Origin of the sequence: Mesorhizobium australicum, from assembly GCF_900177325.1 — a bacterium.
GTDB lineage: Bacteria > Pseudomonadota > Alphaproteobacteria > Rhizobiales > Rhizobiaceae > Mesorhizobium_A > Mesorhizobium_A australicum_A.
In genome coordinates, this window is the sequence record NZ_FXBL01000004.1 from 1,229,251 (window position 1) to 1,251,613 (window position 22,363).

18 protein-coding genes and 1 tRNA gene are annotated in these 22,363 nt (G+C 63.8%); 12 read left to right on the forward strand and 7 right to left on the reverse strand.

Features of this window, described 5'->3' with window-relative positions; translation table 11 throughout:
• Positions 1-246: 246 nt before the first annotated feature.
• Positions 247-323: transfer RNA gene (locus B9Z03_RS08405), tRNA-Arg, on the forward strand.
• Between the two features lie 424 nt (positions 324-747).
• Here the strand turns inward: B9Z03_RS08405 and B9Z03_RS08410 are convergent.
• The 5 genes from B9Z03_RS08410 to B9Z03_RS08430 form a co-directional block, all read right to left on the reverse strand.
• Positions 748-1,845 (reverse strand): CaiB/BaiF CoA transferase family protein, encoded by a 1,098-nt coding sequence (locus B9Z03_RS08410; protein ID WP_085463803.1) that lies wholly within the window; start codon positions 1,843-1,845, stop codon positions 748-750.
• Between the two features lie 65 nt (positions 1,846-1,910).
• On the reverse strand, positions 1,911-2,954 hold the full coding sequence (locus B9Z03_RS08415; RefSeq protein ID WP_085463804.1) for a TRAP transporter substrate-binding protein: 1,044 nt from the start codon (positions 2,952-2,954) through the stop codon (positions 1,911-1,913).
• Positions 2,955-3,047: 93 nt separating this feature from the next.
• Positions 3,048-3,752: a nitroreductase gene (locus tag B9Z03_RS08420; protein ID WP_085463805.1), complete on the reverse strand. Its 705-nt coding sequence runs from the start codon at positions 3,750-3,752 to the stop codon at positions 3,048-3,050.
• Positions 3,752-5,302, reverse strand: a complete 1,551-nt coding sequence (locus B9Z03_RS08425; protein ID WP_085463806.1) for an acyl-CoA synthetase — start codon at positions 5,300-5,302, stop codon at positions 3,752-3,754. The genes B9Z03_RS08420 and B9Z03_RS08425 overlap by 1 nt, the downstream gene beginning before the upstream one ends.
• 29 nt (positions 5,303-5,331) lie before the next feature.
• On the reverse strand, positions 5,332-6,096 hold the full coding sequence (locus tag B9Z03_RS08430; RefSeq protein ID WP_085463807.1) for an SDR family NAD(P)-dependent oxidoreductase: 765 nt from the start codon (positions 6,094-6,096) through the stop codon (positions 5,332-5,334).
• Between the two features lie 159 nt (positions 6,097-6,255).
• On the opposite strand from B9Z03_RS08430, the gene B9Z03_RS08435 reads away from it, so the two are divergent.
• Both B9Z03_RS08435 and B9Z03_RS08440 read left to right on the forward strand, forming a co-directional pair.
• A complete protein-coding gene (locus B9Z03_RS08435) occupies positions 6,256-7,302 on the forward strand; it encodes a TRAP transporter substrate-binding protein (protein WP_085463808.1) in 1,047 nt (348 codons plus the stop codon).
• A 173-nt stretch (positions 7,303-7,475) separates the two neighbouring features.
• Complete coding sequence (locus tag B9Z03_RS08440) at positions 7,476-9,335, forward strand: AMP-binding protein (protein ID WP_176247469.1); 1,860 nt, start codon at positions 7,476-7,478, stop codon at positions 9,333-9,335.
• Positions 9,336-9,376: 41 nt separating this feature from the next.
• Here B9Z03_RS08440 and B9Z03_RS08445 read toward each other — a convergent pair whose 3' ends face one another.
• Together B9Z03_RS08445 and B9Z03_RS08450 are read right to left on the reverse strand one after the other, a co-directional pair.
• Positions 9,377-10,519, reverse strand: a complete 1,143-nt coding sequence (locus tag B9Z03_RS08445) for an acyl-CoA dehydrogenase family protein (RefSeq protein WP_244561690.1) — start codon at positions 10,517-10,519, stop codon at positions 9,377-9,379.
• Positions 10,520-10,588: 69 nt separating this feature from the next.
• Positions 10,589-12,253 (reverse strand): acyl-CoA dehydrogenase family protein, encoded by a 1,665-nt coding sequence (locus B9Z03_RS08450; RefSeq protein ID WP_085463811.1) that lies wholly within the window; start codon positions 12,251-12,253, stop codon positions 10,589-10,591.
• A 290-nt stretch (positions 12,254-12,543) separates the two neighbouring features.
• Between B9Z03_RS08450 and B9Z03_RS08455 the strand changes: the two genes are divergently transcribed.
• The 9 genes from B9Z03_RS08455 (at position 12,544) to B9Z03_RS08495 (ending at position 22,353) form a co-directional block, all read left to right on the forward strand.
• Positions 12,544-12,981 (forward strand): TRAP transporter small permease, encoded by a 438-nt coding sequence (locus B9Z03_RS08455; protein ID WP_176247470.1) that lies wholly within the window; start codon positions 12,544-12,546, stop codon positions 12,979-12,981.
• Between the two features lie 22 nt (positions 12,982-13,003).
• On the forward strand, positions 13,004-14,296 hold the full coding sequence (locus tag B9Z03_RS08460; protein ID WP_085463813.1) for a TRAP transporter large permease: 1,293 nt from the start codon (positions 13,004-13,006) through the stop codon (positions 14,294-14,296).
• A 404-nt stretch (positions 14,297-14,700) separates the two neighbouring features.
• Entirely contained in the window at positions 14,701-16,242 is a 1,542-nt protein-coding gene (locus B9Z03_RS08465; protein WP_085463814.1) for an aminotransferase-like domain-containing protein, read from the forward strand.
• 95 nt (positions 16,243-16,337) lie between these two features.
• A complete protein-coding gene (locus tag B9Z03_RS08470; protein ID WP_085463815.1) occupies positions 16,338-17,399 on the forward strand; it encodes an ABC transporter substrate-binding protein in 1,062 nt (353 codons plus the stop codon).
• Positions 17,399-18,178 carry an ABC transporter ATP-binding protein gene (locus B9Z03_RS08475; protein ID WP_244561691.1) on the forward strand — a complete coding sequence of 260 codons (780 nt, stop codon included), beginning with the start codon at positions 17,399-17,401 and terminating at the stop codon, positions 18,176-18,178. The genes B9Z03_RS08470 and B9Z03_RS08475 overlap by 1 nt, the downstream gene beginning before the upstream one ends.
• A 7-nt stretch (positions 18,179-18,185) precedes the next feature.
• A complete protein-coding gene (locus B9Z03_RS08480; RefSeq protein ID WP_085463817.1) occupies positions 18,186-18,923 on the forward strand; it encodes an ABC transporter permease in 738 nt (245 codons plus the stop codon).
• A gap of 40 nt (positions 18,924-18,963) precedes the next feature.
• Positions 18,964-19,794, forward strand: coding sequence for a nucleoside phosphorylase (locus B9Z03_RS08485; protein ID WP_085463818.1), 831 nt, complete (start codon positions 18,964-18,966; stop codon positions 19,792-19,794).
• Between the two features lie 23 nt (positions 19,795-19,817).
• Entirely contained in the window at positions 19,818-20,834 is a 1,017-nt protein-coding gene (locus tag B9Z03_RS08490) for a translation initiation factor eIF-2B alpha/beta/delta subunit family protein (RefSeq protein ID WP_085467547.1), read from the forward strand.
• Between the two features lies 1 nt (position 20,835).
• Positions 20,836-22,353: an amidohydrolase family protein gene (locus B9Z03_RS08495; RefSeq protein WP_176247471.1), complete on the forward strand. Its 1,518-nt coding sequence runs from the start codon at positions 20,836-20,838 to the stop codon at positions 22,351-22,353.
• The last annotated feature ends 10 nt before the right edge of the window (positions 22,354-22,363 follow it).

Here is a 22,363-nt window from a genome sequence, read left to right on the forward strand (position 1 = left end):
TCTTACCGTCCAGCCGGATGCGCCCTGACTTGCCGGCAACTCGCCGCGCCTTGCGCCGCCCGACCACTCATCATGGCCGGCTCGGCCGGGCCACTCGCCGCGCCGCGGCCGGCGCGTCCACACCTTGCGCCGCCGCTCGAATTTCTTGCCCGAGATGCTTGCAATTCGCGCAGCCAGCGTTTAGTTACGCGGCTCTTCCGGCCGAGAGGCTGGAGCCAAGTGGCTTGCAATACGCAGGCTGCCAGCGCGCCCGTAGCTCAGCTGGATAGAGCACCAGACTACGAATCTGGGGGTCAGGAGTTCGAATCTCTTCGGGCGCGCCACAAAATCAGGCACTTAGCCAATTTCCACAAACTAGAAAACCAAATTGGTCTGCGATTTAGTCTGCGGAATTTTCGGGTTTGTGCCCGTGAAGCCATTGCGGAGCAGCTCCTCGTTCCCACCGTAGCCGTCTTTCAGGAGATAAGTGCTCAGGCTGCCTCCGACCGACGCGAATTTTCGGGCTGGCGACTGGATTCTCTGCTTCCTGCCGGAGGAAGAGCAGCAAGCCACCGAGGACGAAAAGGCTGATACGTGAGTAGGGCGGCCTGATCGATGGTGGCTATGTGTTCGAGGCGAAGATCTATCCCTTGCTCATCGCCATCGCCGGCAAGATGATCGGCGTCCACTAGCAGGGACCGTGTCTTTTTTAGCGATGATGCGAATCTAGAACTCGGTTCATAGACCAGCAGCTTGGCGGGACAGAAGCTAAATTGGATCTAGTTTCCAGGCTCTTCGTACCTCCTCCGAATGCTGGCCGGGTTCGGGAGGAGGCATTCTCAGTTCACCCGGCGTGCGGGAAAGGCGGGGAGCAGGAGCGGGATGATGCAGCCCGCCAAGAGTCTGGTAGACGTTGCGTTCGTTGAACTGCGGGTGCGACCGGGCCTCCTCATATGAGAGAACCGGTGAAAAACAGGCGTCCTTTTGGGTCATGATAGCGATCCACTCTTCACGGGTCTTACCAGCGAAGATCGTCGCGAATAGATCGTTGAGGTACGCCCAGTTCGCCCGATCGTCGCGGTCCGGCAGCGAGGCGAAGTCCTGGCCGAGCGCGGCGACGAGCGCGGCATAGAACTGGGGCTCGATCGCACCGACGCTGACGAAATTCCCATCGGACGTGCGATAGGCGCGGTAGAAGGGTGCGCCGCCGTCGACGAGGTTGTCCTGCCTGCTGGTCGTCCAGCTCCCTTGCTGCAGGAAACCGAGAACGCCCAGCGACAAATGCGAAACGCCGTCGATCATGGCCGCATCGACCACCTGCCCCTTGCCCGATTTCTGCGCCTCCAGCACGGCCGCCAGGATGCCGAAGAGGAGATACATCGCGCCGCCGCCGAGGTCGGCGACGAGGTTCAGCGCCGGCGTCGGCTCCCGGTCGGCATGACCCGTCACCAGGAGGGCGCCCGTCATCGCAAGATAATTGATGTCGTGACCGGCTTCCATGGCCATCGGTCCGGACTGCCCCCAGCCGGTCATCCGGCCATATACAAGCCGCGGATTGCGCACGAGGCATATGTCTGGGCCGAAACCAAGTCGTTCCATGACGCCGGGGCGATAGCCTTCGACCAGAATATCGGCCTGCTCGACCATGCGATGCGCTGTCTGCTGGTCCTCGTCCTTTTTCAGGTCAAGCACGATCGAGCGCTTGTTCCGGTTGTAGAAGTCATACTTGGGCACCAGCATCGGCTTACCCGGTCGATCAATCCGGACCACGTCTGCGCCGAAATCCGCGAGCAGGCATGTCGAAAAGGGCGTCGGTCCAAGCCCGGCGAATTCGATCACCTTGTATCCGCTAAGGGGTCCGCTCATGGCCGCTATCCTCTTTGCCAATAAGTTGGGCGGGAGGCTGACTGCTCCCGCCCGCCAATGTCGATTTACTTCGGCGACGACAGGGTGGCGTCGTAGTCCTTCTGGAAGGCTTCGAGCATGGCTTCTGCCTGCGTGAAACCGGCGGCCTTGGCCTGTTCGATCCAAGCCGTCCTGACAGGCGCGGTCACGTCGCGGATCTGCTGCATCAGTTCGGGACTCGCCTTGACCACCTTGATGCCGTTCTTCTCCATCTCGCCGAGAGCCCATTCCTGGTTCGCGTGGTTCGCGGCCGCGACTGCCTTGCCGAACGCCATGCCCGAAATGGCATCGATGGCCTGACGGTCCTTTTCCGAGATTCGGTTCCAGGTGGCCTTGTTCATCCCGACCATTGTAGTGGTCGCGGCAAGGCCGCCTTCGAGAAAGATCATGTTCTTCATCACGTCCTGGAGCTTGAACCCGACGACGGAATCCGCGTTTGTGGCGACGCCGTCTATGATGCCCCCCGCAGCCATCTCGTAGACTTCGGAAATCGGCTTCAGGACGGGCACGATACCGAGCAGTTCCATTGCCTGCGTGGTCGCCTGTGTCGGGCTTCTCAGCTTCAGGCCCTTGAAGTCCTCAATCTTCTCGATGCCCTTCCCTGTGGTGGCGATGTGAGCCGTGTTGGTGGGGAACATGGCGATAACCTTGATCTCCTTGAATACGCCCGCCGGCGCGAGGAAATTCTCATAGGCATTCCAGAGCGCGACCGAGCGCTTCTCCATATCGTCGCCGAGCCAAGGCAGTTCGATGCCGTCATTGGGGATGAACCGACCGACGGTGTAGGCGGGGACGATGGCGGATGCGTCCGCCAGCCCGTCTGCTATCGTGTCGTAGGATGCCAGAACGGTGCCGACCGGCTTCGGTGTGAGCTTGAACGTCACACGACCTTCGGTGACCTTCTCGACCTCGGCCATCCACGGTTTGATGACTTTTTCGAACAGGAAATACCCGTTCGGCAGCCAGTTCGAGTAGCGGATTTCGACGTCCTGTGCGATCGCAGGAACTGACAGAGGCATCGCCAGGGCAAGGGCGAGCGCCAGCGATCTTCCCATGTTGAAAAGTTTCATTGCTTCCTCCCATTGTGCGGTTGCCCGCGGTTTTGATGCTGACGGACTGCCCAATGCGGGCAGCGCCGATCGGCCGCTATGTGCGGCAGATTCCTATTCGACCCAGGACACCGCCTCTTCGATGGAGGCACGCTCGGTTCGGAATCCGTTTGCGGGATGCGCATCGTCGCGCCAGCCGAAGGATATGCCAGCGACCACCTGACGTGTGTCGGGCAGGTCGAAAAACTCCCTCAGGAAGGACGAATGTGTCGCGATAGCAGCCTGCGGAACAGCGGCGATGCCGAGTGCCTCGGCCACCAGCAGGAACGTGGCGATATAGCCGCCGCAGTCGACTGCCCCGTAGTCGCCCAGATCCCTCTCCGTGGTGATCACTGCAAGATGAGGGGCGCCGAAGAAGCGATAGTTCTCCAGCATTTGTGCGTCTGTGCGTTCGCGATCTCCTTTCGCAATGCCGACGCTCGAATAGAGCGCGTAGCCACAGGTCCGTCGACGTTCCAGGTATACGCCGCGATAGGCCGTCGGAAAGCCGAGGTCGGTATCGCCTTGCGTCCCGTTAGAGACGCGCTCCGAATAAAGCGTGCGGAGCATGTTGAGCCTCGCGCCGGAGGTGATGATGACCTGCCAAGGCTGCGTGTTGCACCAGGACGGCGTCCGTTGCGCGATCGCCAGAAGCTGCTCAATGTGGGCGCGCGGCACCGGCTCGGTTGAAAATCCCCGGCATGAGTGTCGGCGGGCCAGAAGGCTGGCAAGGACCTCGGCGTCGTCCGCCGAGGCCTCGATCCGTGATGTCTTGGCCATCAGTTCACCCGCTTTCCGTGATGCTGCCAGTATTTGTCGCGCAGCGGGCCCTTGGTGATCTTGCCGGCGGCCGACATCGGCATTTCCGAGATGATCTCGACGCTGCGCGGGCACTTGTAGTTGGCGATCAGGTTGCGGCAGTGCTCGATGAGATCAGCCTCGCTCGCCGTCGCGCCCGGCCTGAGCACGACGACGGCATGCACGGTCTCGCCCCATTTCGGATCGGGTATGCCGATGACCGCGCACTGGCTGACGGCAGGATGGGTCGAGACGGCGTTCTCGACCTCGATCGAGAACACGTTCTCGCCGCCGGTGACGATCATGTCCTTGATGCGATCGACCACGGTGATGAATCCGTCCTCGTCCATCCTCGCCGCGTCGCCCGTATGCAGCCAGCCGTCCCGGATCGTCGCGTTCGTGGCTTCCTCGTTGCCCCAGTAGCCGCGCATGACGTTGAGCCCGCGCACGACGACCTCGCCCTGTTCGTGCAGGCCGACCTCCCGGCCCTCGGGATCGACGATCTTGAAGTTGGCGCCGTAGACCGCGCGGCCAGTTGCTTTGCGCTTGTTCGCCCGTCCTTCGCCGAAATGCGATGCCCAAGGCAGGTTCGTCAGGATGCCGCTGGATTCGGTCTGGCCATAGCCTTGGATGAACTGCCAGGTCGGCAGCTTCTCGATCATGCGATCGATCAGCGCGTCCGGGATCGGCGATCCGCCGTAGACGCACTGGCCCATGCTGGTCAGGTCATGGCGCTCGAAATCCGGATGCTGCAGCATCATGTTGATCATCACGGGCACGAAGGTCGAGAAGTTGACCTTGTTCTCCTGGATGGCCGTCATGGTGGGAACGGGGTCGAACTTTGGCTCGATGACATGCGTCCCACCAGCCATCGACACAGCGATCGCCGGAACAGTGGAGACTATGTGAAAGAAGCCGGCGATGTGGAGATAGCGCGTTCCGCTGTCGAAATGGCAGGTGCCGAGCCAGAACAGCCCAGTGATGAAGAGATTGGTGTGAGAGAGCATCACACCCTTGGGATGTCCGGTGGTGCCGCCCGTATAGAGGATGCAGAACAGATCGTCAGGGTCGCCCTCATGCTCCTCGGCGGGCGTGGTGTCGGCCACCAGCTGACGGTAGTCGAACATCCCTTCAGGACATGCGCCTTCACCGATGTAGGCGATCTTCAGGCTGCCGTTGCCCGCAGCGAGAAACTGCGCCTCCTTGACGAAATTCTCGTCGACCAACAGCACCTCTGCGCCGCAGTTGGACAGCGCATGCTGCAGCTCCACCACGGACCAGCGCGTGTTTAGCGGCACGATGATGCCGCCGATCCACGGCACGGCGAACATGATGCGGAAGAAGGTGTCGCTGTTCAGCGCCAGCGCCGCGACACGATCGCCGGGAGCAACCCCAAGCCCCTGGAAGGCCCCGCCGCCCTTCCGAATTCCGTCGATGGTCTCCCGCCAACTGCTCGTCCGCCCCCGATAGACCGTCGCGGGCGAATCCGCATTCGTCTGCAGGCAGCGACGAAGAACCGAAGTGATGCGCATGCTTTCCTCCTGAAAAGCGCGTTCGGCAGCTACCGTGCGGTGTAGCCGCCGTCGACGGGAATGCAGGCCCCGGTGACGAAGCTGGCCTCGGGACTGCAGAGATAGGTGATGAGGGAGGCGACCTCCTCCGGCTGGCCGAGACGGGCGGCCGGGTGGGCGCCTGCGAGTGCCTCTTCCGATGAGGCGGCATCCGGATTGGCTACCGCCGCGAGCTTCGCCAGCATCGGCGTGTCGATTCCGCCCGGGCACACCGCGTTGATGCGGATGCCGCGCGAGGCATATTCGAGCGCGGCGGATTTCGTCAGCCCGATTACGGCATGCTTGGCGGCGGAATAGGCCGACAGCTTCGGCATGCCGACGAGCCCGGCCACGGACGACACGTTGACGATAGCGCCCGACTTCCCCGGCAGCATCTGGGCAAGCGCGGCCTGCATGCACAGGAACGTGCCGGTGACGTTGACGGCCATCACGCGTTCCAGGTCGGCTTGTTGGAGTTCATGAAACCGGGCGATCTTTCCGTCGACGCCGGCGACGTTGCAGAGCAGGTCGACCGGGCCGTACGTTGAAAGGGCTGTCGCGAAGACGGCTTCGACGTCCGACGGGTTGGACACGTCGGCCGCCGCGAAGATGCCCCGCCCGCCTGCGCGCAGCACGTGATCGAGCGCTTCCTTCCCACGACCGGCATCGACGTCGGAAAGAACGACGCTGACGCCCGAGGCCGCGAGGCGAATCGCGGTGGCCCGTCCGATGCCGCTTGCCGCGCCCGTTATAATCGCGATCGATCCCGTCCCCACAACTCCTCCGCCCAAGTCAGTCCGTGGCCTTGCAGGCACGCAAGCATATCGTTATGTTTATTATCGTATGCAAACGCACTAAAGTCGTGCGGCGGTGTTCTGTCAAGCGTCTGTCGCCTGTCAGACGTCGTCGTCAGCTTCATCGGGGAGGAAATATCGATGAAATGGAATCGCATTGCCGCCTTCGCCTTTTTTGCCGCAGCCGCAGCCGCTGGCGTCACCGCCACCAACGCATGGGCGCAGGATGTGACACTGAGATATTCGCAGTGGCTTCCGGCGAACTATGCCCTTCAGAAGGACATCATCGACCCGTGGATTGCCGAGGTCGAGCGCGTCACAGAGGGACGCGTCAAGGTCAACAAGACGCCGAAGGTCGTCGGAACAGTCGCCGGCCAGTACGATGTGGTCGTGGACGGGCTTGCCGACATAGCGCTGATCGTGCCGGGCTACACACCTGGCCGTTTCCCCTATGTTGAAGGCATGGAACTGCCGTTTCTGGGCGACGACCCGACCGCCGGATCGCCTGTTACCCAGAAGACCTACGACAAATTCGTCGCGCCGACCGGCGAGTTCAAGGATATCGTCGTCCTGAGCATGTTCCGCGGAACCTCCGCGCACTTCGTCGTTAAGGACAAGACGCTGAATTCGCTCAATGACGTGAAGGGTCTCAAGCTCCGTAGCCCGCAACTCGCGGTCTCCACTGCCCTCGAGCTCATGGGGGCGGTTCCAATCACCAAGCCGATGTCCGAGGTCTACGAGCTGGCATCGAACGGCACGATCGACGGCGGCGTGATCCCGCTCGACACGACACTCGCGTTCAACCTGCCGGGCGTACTTAACAAATACATCGAGGCGCCCGGCGGCCTCGCGAGCACGGTCGTGATCATCGGCATGAGCCCGGCGGCATGGGAGAAGATTCCCGCCAAAGATCAGGACGCGATCAAGAGCGTGTCGGGACTGACGCTGGCGACCAACGCCGGCAAGGCCTATTCGGCCTCGCTGAAGGACGCCTACGCCAAGGTTGAAGGCCTCGGCATGAAGATCGAGACCGTCAGCGACGAGTTCCTGTCATCCATCAAGTCCGTGCTGACGCCGATCCGCACCGACTGGATCAAGATGGCCAAGGAGAAGGGGCTGCCCGATCCTGAGGCGATGCTGACCTTTTTCGAGACGGAATACGCAGCTGCTCCGAAGGCGGAGAAGTAAGATACGGAAGCTGGCCGCCGGCTCCGTCGGCGGCCAGTCTCACAATCGGGCAAGGGCCCCAGGCCATGGCCCTGACAACGAACGGGAGGAAAAGAATGACGTCGGCAAATCTCGCATCGTCAAAGTGGATAGCGGGGTCGGAGCCTGGGCAGGGCATCGCCAGAATTCGACTCTTGAACGATCAGGACCGTGCCGAGATCGAGCGGCATCCCCCTTTGTCGCTCCTGCCTGCGGACAACATCTACGACTGCATCGCGGCCGCTGCCGTACGCCATCCGGGCAAGACGGCGATCACGCTTCTCGATTCGGCCGACGCGAGCAACATCTCTGAATCCCTCACCTATGAACAGTTGATCGACCGGATCGGCAAGGCGAGCAGCCTCTTCGCGAAAATTGCCGGCGCGGACATGCCGATCGTCACCGTGATCGCACCGCTTCACCCGGATGTGCTCGTCGCATCGTGGGCGGCAGAAACGGTCGGCGTCGTCAATCCGATCAACCCGTTCCTCGACGCCGTCGCGACGATCACCCTGATGAACGCGGCGAAGTCGAACGTGCTGGTGATTGGCACATCGGCTTTCGGCCCGGGGGTGTGGGACAAGCTCGACCAACTTCGCTCCTCCGTTCCCACCCTAAAGCGGGTCCTCATCATCGGCGACGAATCGAGCGCAGACAGCTTCGCTGCGGCTGTCGCGGCCCAGCCGGGCGCGGCATTCTCGAAGGTACAGAGGCGCAAGGGCGCGGACACCGCGACCTACATGCCTACCGGCGGCACCACCAGCACGCCGAAGATCGTCCTGCACACGCAGGACAGGCAGTTAATCAATGCCTGGCTGATGGGTGCACTGATGGGCGCCGACGAGGACCAGGTTGTCGGCCTGGGAATGCCGCTGTTCCATGTTGGCGGCCTCGTGGCGGCGGCACTTCGAGCCATCATCTTCGGCCAGTCGCTTATCCTCCTCACCGTCGACGGCTTCCGCAATCCGCGCATCGTCAAGGATTTCTGGCCGCTGATGAAGCGGACCGGCATCACCAACATCATCGCCACACCAACGACGGCGGCCGCCATTCTGGCTTCGGCCGGCGAGGGCGATCATGTCGGGCATTCGGTCCAGACGTTCAGCTGCGGCGGAAGCACCATCCCAGTCGAACTTTTACGGGCGTTCCACCGCAAGTTCGGGATCTACCTGCGCGAAGTCTGGGGGATGACCGAGTTCCACGGCGTCTCGACCGGTCATCCCAATGACGGCCGCGAACCGGCGATCGGCTCAGTGGGGCGCAGGTTCGCCTTTCATGACGTGAAGGTTGTAGAACTGGACGAGTACGAGAACTTCGTCCGTGAGGCCGCGACGGGCGAAAAGGGCATCCTCGTCGTCAGCAGTATCTGCGTCGGCGCGGGTTATCTCGACCCCTCTAAGAACGGCGAGTTCTTCGTCGAGCGCATGCCGGACGGCAAGGTTTGGGCCAGCACCGGCGACATCGGCTCAATGGACGCGGACGGCCATATCTGGGTGCACGGCCGCCAGAAGGACCTTATCGTGCGCGGCGGCCACAACATCGACCCCAAGCAGATCGAGGAGGCGCTGCAGCGCCATCCGGCCGTCCAGCTATCCGCGGCCATAGGGCGGCCCGACGCCAAGCGGGGCGAGATGCCGATCGCTTATGTCCAGCTAAAGCCCGGCGCTTCGGCGAGAACGGAGGAACTGCTTTCCTTCGCCAAGGAGAACATCGCCGAACGGGCCGCCGTGCCGGTTGACATATCCATCATTCCGGCAATCCCGCTCACGGCAGTCGGCAAGATCGCAAAGCCGACATTGCGCGCTCAGGCGACCGAGGCGGTCGCGCGCGACGTCGTGGAAGGGATTGCAGGCAAGGGTTCGGTGAGATCGCTCGAAACCGACATCTCGGGCAAGCGCCTCACCGTCCGTATGCAGGTGTCGCCGACGTATCAGGCAGAGCCGGATGCGCTGCGGCGGCAGCTCGACGAGGCGTTCATGACCTTCGAGTTTGCCTCCGATATCCGCCTTGTTTGAGGTGCGGCCGAGGCAGCGCCCGTGAAGCGCAGCCTCGCACACTAGCGTCCGGCGACTATCTGGCGGCCGATCACCATCCGCTGGATTTCGGACGGGCCTTCCGCGCTGAGCAGACACAACGTGTCGCGATACAGACGCTCGATCTCGAACTGCTTCGAATAGCCGTTCGAGCCGTGGATGCGGAACGAATCCTCGGCGACCTCCTTGGCAGCCTCGGAAGCGAAGAGCTTGGCCATGCCGGCCTCTAGGTCCGAGCGGCGGCCGGCATCTTTCGCAGCGGCAGCATTGCGGGTCAGAAGACGCGCGGCCTCGATCTTGGTCGCCATGTCGGCGAGCTTGAACTGGATCGCCTGATGCTCGGCGATCGGCTTGCCGAACGTCTCGCGCGTGCGGGCATAATCGAGCGCCACCTCGAAGCTGCGCTGTGCGAGACCGACGCACAGAGACGCTGCGCCGACCCGGCCGACTTCCATCGCCGATAGCATCTGGGTGAAGCCAAGGCCAAGACCTGCCTCTTCGCCGAGGATCCGATCGGGGCAGCACCGATATCCCTCAAGCACGAGGTCTGTTGTGTCGACGCCGCGATCGCCCATCTTCTCGATGACTTCCGATATGGTCACGCCGGCGAAGCGCCCGGTATTTGTCGCCGCAAACGGTTCCTTCTCTACGATGAAGCAGGTCATGCCTGCATAGGCAGGCTCGGCGGTCGGGTCCGTCTTGACGAGGACGAACACCACACCAGCGCCGAGGCCGTTGGTGATCCAGCGCTTTCGACCGTGGAGCGACCACGATCCGTCCTGCTCTCGGACCCCGCGTGCCTCGATCGCCTGCACGTCGGAGCCGGCATGCGGTTCGGTCAGTGAAAACGCTCCCCGCAGTGCTCCGCTGGCGAGGCGCGGCAGCAGATCGGAGCGCTGCCCGTCCGTGCCGCCGCTGAGAACCAGAGCGGAGCACAGCGTGTGCGTGTTCAGTACTCCGGAGAGGGAGAACCAGCCGCGCGCAATCTCTTCCATGATGGCCGCGTGGGTGAGCGTGTCGAGGCCAAGGCCCCCATAGGCCTGTGGCACGATTGTGCCGAACAGGCCAAGCTCCCGCATCTGCTGGACGAGAGCATGCGGGAACTCCGTCTCCGCCGTTGGCCCGTTGGCCGTCGGCAAAACGTACCGGTCGACGAAGTCCCGCACCGTCGCAATCAGCGGGTGAACACTTCTGCCGGACGCAACTTGATCCGATCCTGAGGAACCCATCGGTGATCAACCCGGATAGGCGCGCTGGATGATCGCGTCGAAATCGACCGACATCGGCAGCGTGCCGTAGGCCTTGCCGCCTTCGTCGCCGAGGCGGGTCATGCAGAACGCGTCCGCCACGTAGTTCGGCGCCGTGCGGATCAGCGTCGCCGCCTGGATCGCGATCGCCATGCGTTCGGCGAGATAGCGGGCGCGCAGTTCGGGCATGTGATCGTCGTAGACCAGCGCCCTGCATTCGTCGATCGTCGCATCGAGCCGGGCATCCTGTCCGCGAACGAGCTCCAACTCCTCAAAGAAGACTTCGCCCGACAGAGGCTCCTTGCGGAAGGCACGCAGGATGTCGAGGCTGATCACGTTGCCCGGGCCCTCCCAGATGCCGTGGATAGGCGATTCACGGTAGACGCGGGGCATCACGGATTCCTCGATGTAACCCGGCCCTCCATGGGTCTCGAGACATTCGTGGACGAACGGCACAATGCGCTTGTTGACCCAATATTTTGCGACGGCGACAGAGATGCGCCCGAACGCGCGTTCGCGTTCGTCAGACACCGAGGCGTCGAAGGCGCGTGCGATGCGCATCATCATCGTGGTCGCAGCCTCGGACTCGATCGCGAGATCCGCAAGCACGTTGCGCATCAGCGGCTGGTCGACGAGGCGACGCTGGAAGGCCGTGCGGTTGCGCGTGTGATGGATCGCCTGCGTCAGCGACAACCGCATCATGCCGGTCGGGATGAGGGCGCAGCCGAACCGGGTGTGGAGCATGAATTCCATGACCGTTGGAATGCCGCGGCCCTCCTCGCCGATCAGCCAGCCATGGGTGCCCTCGAACTCCAGTTCCGTAGATGCGTTCGACTTGTTGCCGAGCTTGTCCTTGAGGCGCTCCAGAGAGATCGGATTGCGTGTTCCGTCCGGAAGCCAGCGCGGAACGAGGAAGCAGCCCGGACCTTTCTCGGTCTGCGCCACCACGAAGATAATGTCCGCGCCGGCTGCCGAGCAGAACCATTTGTGGCCGGTGAGGAGATATTCGTTGCCCGGTCCCGGCTGACCCGTCGGCGTCGCGAAGGTCGAATTGCGGCGGATGTCGGAGCCGCCCTGCTTTTCCGTCGAGGTGAAGGCCATACTGATGCCCTTCTTCTCCCAATGCGGGATCTGACGGGAGTCGTATTCCTTCGAGATCATCAAGGGTTCCCAGACCTTGGCCAGTTCGGGCTGCTTGCGGATCATCGGAACGATGCCGTAGGTGATGTCCACCGGGCACAGAACCCCACATTCGAGCTGCGAGAACAGGATTTCGGCCGCGCCGCGCGCAACATGCGATCCGCTTCGGTTGGCGCGCCACGGCAGCGCATGCACCTCGTGCTCGAACGCCAGGCCCATGATGTCATGCCATGACGGATGGAATTCCACCGTATCGACACGCTGGCCGAAACGGTTGAAGCGGCGTAGCTCGGGCACGATCCGGTTCGCAAGGTTTGCCTTCTCGATCCACTCGGGATCGAAAACCTTGCCGCCAAGCGCCATGAGATTGTCGTTCGCCCAGGCACCTCCTTCCCGCTCGACCGCCTCTCTAAGCACCGTGTCCTGCTCATAGGCGTTCACGAACTCGAGTGGCGGCGGCTGGTTTTCGACGACGTGGGTACGAAGCTGGGTCCTGGGCTGGGGATAGGACATAGACAATCTCCGATTCGGCCAGCGCGGGAATGCACGCACATGCCCGACGCACTAAATGGTATGGTGACTTACGATACACTTCATGCTGAAGACGTCCAGAGTTTATGGCTCCCCAAAATTGTATTCCAGCATAAAGTTAGCTTGCTTACGTTATCGGCTCGGTGCTACAGCTTGGATGGTTACGACCTCAGCGTCGCGATCGGCTGGGTCCTCACGGGGGAGCGAGAAACCCAATGCGCAAACTCGGAAATCTGATTTCCTACGCGGCGTCCGCCCTGATGCTCAGCCTCATGGTGCTGACCGTCTTGGACGTCATCGGGCGGAACGTCTTCGGCCATCCGCTCCGCGGGGCGACGGAATTGACCGAGATCGCACTTGTCGTCCTGACGTTCTTGCTGTTTCCATTTCTCGCTTTGAGATCCCAGCACATCGTCGCCGATGTCGCCGATTCGTTCGGTAGCCGTATTCTCGACGTTCTGCAGATCCTCCTGACGGCGGTGCTTGGCGCGCTGCTCTTCGCCCTGATCACCTGGCGCCTGTGGATCCTTGCCGGGCGCTCCACGGCTTACGGAGACGTGACCAGCAGCTTCGGGTTCCAGATCGGGCCGATCCTTTATTTCACGGCGGTCTTGGCAGCGCTTTCCGCTCTCGCCTTCCTGCCACCGCTTCTGAAGTTCATCCGGCGTCCCGCGGAGGCCGAGCCCACGCATCAGCAGAGCATTCTCTGACAGCCATTTGGGAGCCGCGTCCATGCTCGTCGCCAGCGTCGGATTTCTTGCGTCCTTCGTCCTGATCTTTCTGCGCGTGCCGATCGCCATATCCCTGGCGCTCGTGGGTTTCGCGGGCTTCGGCTACATCATCGGCTGGAATCAGGCCGGCGTGATGCTTGCGCTGGTGACCAAGGAGAGCACGATGAGCTATGGCCTCGTCGTCATCCCGCTGTTCATCCTCATGGGCAATCTTGTTGCCGGTGCCGGCATATCGGGCGACCTCTACAAGGCCGCGCAAGCTTGGCTGGGACATCGGCGCGGCGGCCTGGCTTCTGCCACTGTCGTCTCTTGCGGTGGATTCGCGGCCGTTTGCGGATCAAGCGTCGCGACGGTCGTCACCATCGGCAAGGTCGCGCTTCCGTCGATGAAGCACTACAACTATTCCGACCGCCTCTCGACGGCGTCCGTCGCCGCTGGTGCGACGCTAGGGATTATCATTCCGCCATCGATCATGCTGGTCATGTACGGGATCATCACCGAGACGCATATCGGCAAGCTCTACGCCGCTGGCCTTGTACCCGGCATCCTAGGAATGATCTTCTACGTGCTGGCGGTGAAATGGACCGTCTGGAGGAACCCCGACAGCGCGCCTAAAGCCGAGCGCGCGAGCCGCGAGGAGAAGTGGAAGTCGCTGCTCGGCGTCTGGCAGATCTGTGTTCTCTTCGTCTTCGTCGTCGGCGGCATCTACAGCGGAATGTTCACCGCCGCGGAAGCATCCGGTATAGGGGCGGCCGGCGCGTTGGCGCTGGCACTGGCCCAGCGCCGCCTGACATGGGCTCGACTGCACGAGATCCTAATCGATTCCGCGAGCACGTCGGCGATGCTGTTCGCCATGCTCATCGGAGCCTCGGTCTTCACCGAATTCCTGAACTACACGGGCGCTCACGAGGGGTTGCTCGCATTGCTGAACGATGCCGGACTTCCGCCGCTCGGCGTTATCCTGATGATATGCATGATCTATATCATTCTGGGCGCCCTTATGGAGGAGCTGTCCATGCTGCTTCTCACCGTGCCATTGTTTTTTCCGGTCGTAATCGGTCTGGGATACGATCCGGTTTGGTTCGGCGCCCTTGTGGTCGTCCTGTGCGAGCTTGGAATGATCGCGCCGCCCATCGGCGTAAACCTCTTCGTCGTCCGTTCAATCGCGCCCACCGTCCCCTTGATGGAAATCGTCCGTGGTATCGGGCCATTCGTGGTTGCGAACGTAATTCGCATCCTCTTGATCGCGGTCTTTCCGATAATCGCGCTGTTAGTGCCTAACCTACTTTTTTGAGCGCGGTCGGCCTGTTTGGCGGCAGGGTTATTCGGACTAATAAAGGGCATACGCTCTCCCGCTATCGTCTACATACGGCACGCATCGATCATCGATGCTATGCTGGAAGGGGCGCACGCGCGGGAATACGCAAAGGATGACGCTGCGGCTGGGTGGGTTACGTCAGAGCTCACTTGTTCGACTACATCGAGCGCCTTTACGATCGCCTGCGGAGACACTTGACGTTAGCCTATCTCAGCTCCGTCGAGCTCGAAGAGAAAGCTATGCTAGCTTAGCTGCGTGTCCACGAAACCGGCAGCAGGCCAGAGCCGTGTCGCCATCCGAAGGCAGACGCTAGAGGTCGCCACCTTTGTATTGCCGCACGATGCCCTTGACGGCGGTGCCCGGACGTAGACGGTGGCACTATGGTAGAGACCCGCAAATTCGATCGTTCGTGGGGAGGTGGCAAGTGGCTGTTCGATGCTGGCGCTGTCGACCGCGCGCTGGGACAGCTGCACGTCCAGACCATGCACATCCTGCTCGACGGCATGCGTCGCAGCCAAGTCCCTGAAGGCGCGCGTATGCCGTCGAGCCGGGTGATCGCCGAGGTTCTGGGCATCAGTCGCAACACCGCCAAGCTGGCGATCGAAGGGCTGGTCGAACAGGGCGTGCTCCGGGTGCGCGACCGCTCGGGAACCTATGTCGCCGCCGCCTCTCCCGCCTGTGACATTCCGGACAAGGAGGTCCGGGCGGCGGGCACCGTTGACTGGGAAGGACGCTTCACCCTGGCGCTCAATCCGGCGATCGAAGTACCAGCCGCACGCGCAGCCACGGTGAGCTTTCTCTACGGGCAATTCGACGCATCGGTGTTTCCGGCTGGACGCTGGAGGGAATGCGAACGGGCGGCGCTCAGCGTGGCGGAAATCCAGAGCTGGGGAAAGGACGTGGTTGATGAGGACGACCCACTGCTCGTCGAGCAGTTGCGCGAGCAGGTGCTGCCGCGGCACGGCATCCTCGCGCGTGCTGAGAACATCCTGATTACGCTCGGCGGTCAGCAGGGGCGTTATCTCGTCAGCCAACTGTTCGGCGTCGCCGGCACCATAACCGGCATCGAACATCCTGGCATGCCGGACATCGCCAAGATACTTGCCTTGTCGCCCACTCGACGCCGGCCGCTGCGGCTGGATCGCGACGGCGTCATCCTCGGCGACCAGCTACGCGGTTGTGACACTGTCTTCGTCACCTGTGGCCACCAGTGCCCGACGACTGCGGTGATGCCGCTCGAGCGCCGCCGCGGGCTGCTCGAACAGGCCGGTCAGGACGATTTCATCATCGTGGAGGACACGTTCGAGACGGAACTCTTCATCGCACCAGAAAACTTGCCTGCCCTCAAGGCGATGCCTGAGTCCGAGCGTGTGATCCATGTCGGTAGCCTGTCAAAGTTGATCGCGCCGGGGCTGCGGCTCGGTTATGTCGTTGCCGAACCGCCGGTCATCGCGCAGATGCGCGCATTGCGGCGGCTGATCCACCGTCATCCGCCGGGCAACAACCAGCGGGCGCTGGCGATCTTCATCGAGCGCGGGTACTACCGGGCGTTCCTGCGTCGCGCCAAGGCGGTGATGGAGGAACGTGAGCTGGTCATGGAAGAAGCGCTCCACCGACACTTCCCCGGTTCGCAATGGCGCCACTGTCCCGGCGCGTCGACGTTCTGGATCAGGTTGCCCGAAGGGCTGGGCAGCGAGGATTTCTGCCGCCACGCCGCCGCGTGCGGCATTCTCGTCGAAACCGGCACGCGGTATTTCTATGCCGGGGCGCCCGACGGCGACTATCTGCGTCTTTCGGTCTCGAGCATCCCCGCCGCCCGCATTCCCGAAGGCGTGCGGCTGCTCGCCGCCGCTTTCCACGACCACGCGTCGGCGCCCGGCACGACCGCGGCGGAAACCCGCGAAACAAACTGGGACCGTTGAATCTCGGAAACTGGAGCGTTGTCGTTGCTGCACTGCGGTGATGGCATTGCACACATAAGCGCGCATCAGACGCGACCAACATTGGGGAACGACAAATGACCGATACTGCCAACCAAGCCGGCATTGCCGGCAGGACGAACAGACGTGATTTCCTCCGCCTTTCGACCGGTGCGATCGCTGCGGCATCGCTCGGCACCGGGGCTTTCGTCACCATCGGGCGCGCCAACGCGGCCGGCGCCACGCCGGTCCAGATCCAGTACGACTGGTTGATCGGAAATGGCCAGATCGGCGACATTGTCGCCCTCAAGAAAGGCTGGTTCGCCGAGGAGGGCCTCGAAGTGACGCTCGGCGGCGGCGGTCCGAACGCGCAGACGTTGCCGCCGCTTCTCACCGGGCAGGCGCTGATGGGCCAGATGACGAGCTCGCAGACGCTCGTCGCCCATGGCGCAGGGCGTCCAGTCATGCTCTTTGCCTGCGGCTACCAGTACTCGCCCTATGCCTACGTCTCGCTGCCGCGCTCGCCGATCCGGACGCCGCAAGACATGGTCGGCAAGACCATCGCGGTCAATCCGAACGGCCGTTTCACCTTGCAGCTTATCCAGAACCTGCATGGGATCGATCCCGCCAGCATGAAGGTGATCACGCAGGGCGCGGACATGACCGCGCTGCTGGTCGGGCAGGCGGACGCCGTGACCGGGTTCCTCACCAACACCTCCGCGCTCGCGGCGCTCGGCCCCGACATCATCACCATGACCTCGGAGGACGCCGGCGTCGTCGGTTACGCCAACGCTTACATCTGCACGCAGGACGCCTTTGCGGAGAACCAAGAGATTTACGCCAAGTTCATTCGCGCCTGCGGCAAAGGATGGGGTTGGACCTTCGAGAACCGGAAGGAGGCGGTGGACATCATGTGCGACGCCTATCCGAACCTCGATCGGACCGTCGAGCACGCGACCGTCGACACGGTGATGAAGATCGCCTTCGGCCCCGACACCAAGGCCAATGGCTGGGGCTGGTTCGAGCCGGCGAAGCTGCAGAAGCAGATCGACCTGTTCGCCAGCGGCAAGGCCTTCGAGACGCGGACCCCCTTGCTCGCCGACGTCGCCTCGCAGGCGATTCTTCAGGCGACGGCGGCCGACCGGCCGAAGCTCGGATGATGCCGGCCATCAGCCTCTCCGGTGTGGACGTTTCGTTCGCCACCCCGGCCGGCCCCTTCCGGGCGCTCGACAAGGTCGCCCTCGAGGTGCCGGATGGCCGGTTCTGCGTGCTGATCGGACCGTCGGGCTGCGGGAAGTCGACGCTCCTGCGGGTAATGGCGGACCTGCAGCAACCGAGCAACGGCAGCGTCTCGGTGTTCGGCCGCGATCCGGCCGCGGCACGGCGGGAGCGCCGCATCTCCTTCGTCTTCCAGGATGCGACCTTGCTGCCGTGGCGCAGCGTCCTCGACAACGTGCGGCTGCCGCTGCAGGTCGGCGGCTGGTCGAAGCTCGGACGGGCACATCGCGATCCGGCCGAGATGATCGCGCTGGTCGGGCTGGCCGGACGCGAATCGGCCTTGCCGCATCAGCTCTCCGGCGGACAGCGCCAGCGCGTGGCGATCGCCCGCGCGCTGGTGACACGGCCCGACATCCTGCTGATGGACGAGCCTTTCGGAGCCCTCGACGAGATCACCCGCGAGCGGCTGAACGAGGAATTGCTACGCATCTGGCAGGAAACCCGCACCACCGTAGTCTTCGTGACCCACAGCCTCTCGGAGGCGGCATTCCTGGGGCAGACGATCGTCGTCATGGGCGCGCGGCCCGGCCGGCTGACCAAGGTCGTCAGCCTCGACAAGGACACCTCCACCCATGACATCGACAGAAGCTCTGCGGAGTTTTTCGAAATCACGTCGGCTCTCCGGACCCACCTCGAAGAGGCCGAAAGGGCCGCGGCCTGATCTGGTGATGAAGCTTGCCAGACCGATCCTAGGTTTCGTGTCGCTCATCGCGGCGTGGGCGCTCGTGACGTGGCTTTTCGCTGTGCCCACCTACATTTCGCCGGGGCCATTCGCTGTTGCGCGCGCCTTCGTCGCCAATCTCGGACTGCTGTTGGCCAATCTGCTGCCAACGGCGCAGGCAGCGATCGGCGGTTTCGTTATCGGCAACATCGCGGCGGTACTGCTGGCGACCCTGTTCGTGCACGGGCAGCGCGTACGCGAATCCTACATGCCAGTCGCGATTTTTTTCAACACCATCCCTATCATCGCGCTCGCGCCGGTGGTGATCCTCATCTTTGGCCTGGGCGTCGCCTCGAAGATCGTCGTCGCGGCCATCGTCTGCTTCTTCCCGACGCTCATCAACATGATCCGCGGCTTCGAATCCGTCTCGCCGTCGGAGCTCGAACTGATGCGGGTGATGTCGGCGTCGCGGAGCGAGGTGTTCTTCCGGCTGCGATTGCCGCGCTCGGTTCCGTTCCTCTTCGCGGCCTTGCGCATCTCGGCCACCGCGAGCGTCATCGGCGCGATCGTGGCGGAGTGGATCGGCGCGGAGATGGGCCTCGGCGTGCTGATCATCCAGACCACCTTCGACTACCGCACCGAGCTGCTCTACGCCGCCATCTGCGCCTCGTCGCTGCTGGCGCTGGCGATGTTCGCGATCGTCGTCATCGCCGAAAGCCTGATCGTGAAGTGGCGCACCAACTGACCCCGCCTCCCTTTCCCCCAACACCTGAAAGCGCAGACAGATGACCTCCAGCTCCACCGGCCCGAACGCGACGATCGGCGACCAGCGCCGCCTCAACCTGCTCAGCGAGATCGCGCTTCCCCCCTATGTGCTGATGCCGGGCGATCCGGATCGCGTCGACGTGATGGCGTCGCAGTGGGAGGACGCCACCGTCGTCGCGCTGCCGCGCGGTTACAAGGCGGCCTCCGGCACCTATCGCGGCGTCCGCATCGGCGCCATCTCCACGTCGATCGGCGCCCCGTCGCTGGAGTCCATCTTCACCGATCTCGCGCGCCTCGGCGTCCACAGTTTCATCCGGGTCGGCACCTGCGGCACGTTGTGGGCCGACATCGAGCCGGGCTCGCTGATCGTCAACGACGCGGCGGTGCGCCTCGACGGCACGACGAATTTCTATGCCCGGGCGGAGTTTCCGGCGGTAGCCTCGTTCGAGGCGACGCTCGCCCTTTCGGATGCGGCGAACGCGCTCGGCCACGCCTACCGCGTCGGTACCGGCTGCACCGCAGGCTCCTTCCTCACGGGCCAGGGCCGGCCCGGCTACAACGACTTCCTCTCGCCGCACAGCCAGACGATCGTGGAGGAGATGGCCAATCTCGGAGTGCTCAACTTCGAGATGGAGACGGCCTCACTGCTCACCTTTGCCCGCATCTTCCGCCTTCGTGCCGGCTCGGTCTGCTCGGTGATCGCCAACCGCCGGACCGGCGTGTGGGGCGACAATGGTGGCATCGAGAAGGCCTGCCTCACCGGGGCCGAGGCGCTGTGGCGCCTGGCCACATGGGACGGCGCACGCGGCGGCGAACGCCCGCTGGTGGCCTCCGACATCACGCCCGCCTGACGGGCCTCATCGAAAGCATCGGCATGAAAACGGTTCCCACTCCCACGCTCATCCGGGACAGCGTCATCCTGGAGCCTGGCCGCGTCCGCGTGCTCGACCGGCGGATCTTCCCGCTGCGCATTGCGTTCGTGGACTGCCCCGACGTCGAGGCCTGCGCGCGCGCCATCGAGGAAATGGTCACCCAGAGCGCGGGTCCCGGCAAGTTGGCCGGCGCTGCCATGGTGCTGGCGGCAGAAGCCTGCGCCGGCAGTGCCGCCGAGGCGCGCAAGGCAGCGATGAAGGAAGCCGGCGTCCGGTTGCTGAAAACGCGGCCGACTAATAACAACATCCGCGATATCGTCGGCGCCGTGCTGGCCACGCTCGACGCACTGGCGGCGAGCGACGAGTTCGTTACCGCCGTCGAACGGATCGTGCGACAGGAATGGGACAAGCGGCACCGCAACAGCCGCCGGCTCGGCACCGCCGCGGCCGGACTGATCGAGGACGGCGACGCCATCCTCACTCATTGCTGGGCCGAGACGAGCCTGATCGACACTTTGACGGTGGCGACGGAGACCGGCAAGAAGATCACGGTCGTCTGCACGGAGACGCGGCCCTACCTGCAAGGCGCTCGGCTCACCGCGCATTCGGTCGCCGAGATGGGGCTGCCGGTGACGGTGATTACCGACGGCATGGCGGCCCACGCAATGGCGACAGGCATGGTGTCGCGCTACATGACGGCTGCCGACCGCGTCACGCTCTCCGGCCATGTCTTCAACAAGGTCGGCACGTTCCAGATCGCAACCGCGGCAAGGGCGCTGAACGTGCCCTACGTGGCTATGGTGCTGCGGCCGGACCGGCTAGCGCCGGGGCCGGAGGCGGTAGAGCTCGAGATGCGGGATGGCGAGGAATCCCTTCACTGCCTCGGCCATCGCACCGCAACGCCGCTCGCGACCGGCTGGTATCCGGCGTTCGACATCACGCCCCCCGACTTCGTCTCCGCCTATGCGACAGAGGAAGGGGTTTTTCGAGCCGGCGACCTCGCGGGAAGGTTCGGCTGACGTGGAGCTACACGGGGCAGAGACGACCATCCTCCACGGCGGCGCGCTGTGGAACGGTACCGGCTTCGACCGCGCCGATGTAGCGATCGCCGATGGCCGGATCGCGGCGATCCTGCCGCCCGCACGCGCCTACGAGGGCGATGTCGAGATCGTCGACGCGCGGGGTTGCGCTATCCTGCCCCCCTTCTTCGACGGCCATGTGCACTCCTCCTCGACCCTGCTTCGCGGCACCGAGAACAGCTATCCGCTCGAACTCTGGTCGTTCTGGGCGATTGGCTACGGGCGCGGTGCCACCGCTGCTTCGATCAGGGCATCGATGCGGCTGACAGCGATCGAGATGATCCGGGCGGGCATCGGCGGCTATGTCGACCATTTCCCGCCGGCGCGCTTCATGGCGCAGGGCCTTGAGGTCCATCGCGAAAGCGGCCTGCGCATCGGCTTCGCCCCGTTCTTCGCCGACCTTGTCGACGAAGACCTGCTGGATATACCGCTCGACCGGTCGGTGATCGCGGCGGTGGCGCCGGTCGTTCCAAGCGACCCGGACGAACTGCGTCGGCGGACGACTGCGCTCGCCGCCATGGCGGACGACCGCATCACTCCGCTCCTTGGACCCAACGCCCCGCAGCGCTGTTCGGCCGAACTCATCTCCCTGTGGGCGAGGCTGGCGGTGGAGCACGACCTGGGCAGCCACACCCACCTGCTCGAGACCTATCCCCAGTCGCGCGCGGCAGCGGCGCGCTGGGCCGGCGGCGTGGTGGGCGAACTCGATCGGCTCGGGCTGCTCCATGGCCGAACGTCGCTTGCCCATGCCATCTGGCTCGACGCGCCGGCCCGCTGCCTGCTCGCCGAACGCGGGGCGACGGCGATCCACAATCCACTGAGCAACCAGATGCTGGGATCTGGGCGGATGCCGGTGCGATCGATGCTGGACGATGGCGTACGCCTGGGGCTCGGCACGGACTGCTCTAACACATCAGGCCGGCACGACCTGTTCGAAGCGATGCGGCAGATGCTGGTGGCGGGACGCGATGCAGGCAGTCGCCACGACGCATGGATCCGGCCCGAGGAGGTTCTGAGGGCTGCGGTCGAGGATGGCTGGGCTTCGCTTGGCAAGGGGCCGGCACGGCTGATTGCCGGTGCGCCGGCCGATCTGATGGTGCTTGATTTTCGTACGGCATCGCTCGCGGCGGCAGAGATTTCGGCCGCCAGCATCGTAAGCCATGGCGATGCAAGCGCCGTGCGCGACCTCATGGTCGGTGGCCGCTGGCTGATGCGCGACCGGACGATCCGGGTGTTCGACGAGGCCGAAATTATCGACGAGGCGGCGGGCCACGCGGCGGCGCTGCGTGAAGGCGCGCGGCCGTCCCTGGAGCGGCTGCACCCGCATGTCGGGGACTACGACCGGTGGAGCGTCGGGGTCTTTTCCAGCCTGGGCTGCCCGCATTGCGGCCGTGCCGGCGGGCTGCACGGCTTCGCCGCCGAGCCGGCCGGGGAACCGGCCGCGCCGGCGAAACCGTAGCGATGACGCA